The sequence below is a fragment of the Chromohalobacter sp. 296-RDG genome, from assembly GCF_029889885.1.
In the GTDB taxonomy this organism is placed as follows: domain Bacteria; phylum Pseudomonadota; class Gammaproteobacteria; order Pseudomonadales; family Halomonadaceae; genus Chromohalobacter.
In genome coordinates this window covers 1-947 of record NZ_JARANY010000261.1, presented here as the reverse complement: position 1 = coordinate 947, position 947 = coordinate 1, and the positions used below count along the sequence as shown (strand labels likewise).

Here is a 947-nt window from a genome sequence, read left to right as displayed (position 1 = left end):
CGGGTACGGGCTGCGCGTGCGTGGGCGCGCCGACGGTTTCGACCCGCGACGCGGACGTCTGGAAGAGATCAAGACCCATCGCGGCGACCTGACACGCCAGCCAGACAACCACCGTCATCTGCATTGGGCCCAATTGCGTCTTTATGGCTGGCTGCTGTGTGAGGCGCGAGGTCTCGACGAACTCGAGCTGGCGCTGGTGTATTTCGATATCGCCCGCCAGATCGAGACACCGCTCGTCGAGCGCGTGGACCGCGACACCTTGCGTCATTTCTTCGAGGCGCAGTGCGCGGCGTTTCTCGACTGGGCGTTGCAGGAGACGGCGCACCGTACGGCACGCGACGAGGCGCTCGTGGCGCTGCGTTTCCCGCATGCGAGCTGGCAAGGTGAGCAGCGCACGCTGGCGGAAAACGTCTACAAGGCGGCCAGTACCGGGCGCTCGTTGCTGGCCCAGGCACCGACGGGCACCGGCAAGACTCTGGGGACACTCTTTCCGATGCTCAAGGCGATGCCTACGCAGCGCCTCGATGGTCTGTGTTATCTCGCCGCCAAGACCCCCGGACGACAACTGGCGCTGAATGCGCTGAAACCGGTAGTGGAAACGACGCCGCTGCGTGTGCTGGAACTGACCGCGCGCGACAAGGCCTGCGAGCATCCCGACCTTGCCTGCCACGGCGAGTCCTGCCCGTTGGCAGCGGGTTTTTTCGATAAGATGCCTGGCGCCCGGCGTGTACTGATCGCCGGTGGCGACTGGGATCGCGCGCGTCTGCGCGATGTCGCTCTGACGCATAACGTCTGCCCGTATTATCTGGGCCAGGAAATGGCGCGCTGGAGCGACATCACGGTGGGCGATTATCACTATTACTTCGCCAGCGGCGGCTTGCTGCATCTGTTGGCCCAGACCAACGACTGGCGTCTGGGCGTGCTGGTCGACGAGGCACACAATCTGG

At 64.6% G+C, this 947-nt stretch carries 1 protein-coding gene; it reads left to right on the top strand.

Features of this window, described 5'->3' with window-relative positions; all coding sequences use genetic code 11:
• Positions 1-947, top strand: a 947-nt coding sequence (locus OP495_RS18960; protein WP_348521333.1) for a DEAD/DEAH box helicase, incomplete at both ends; no start/stop codon positions are given.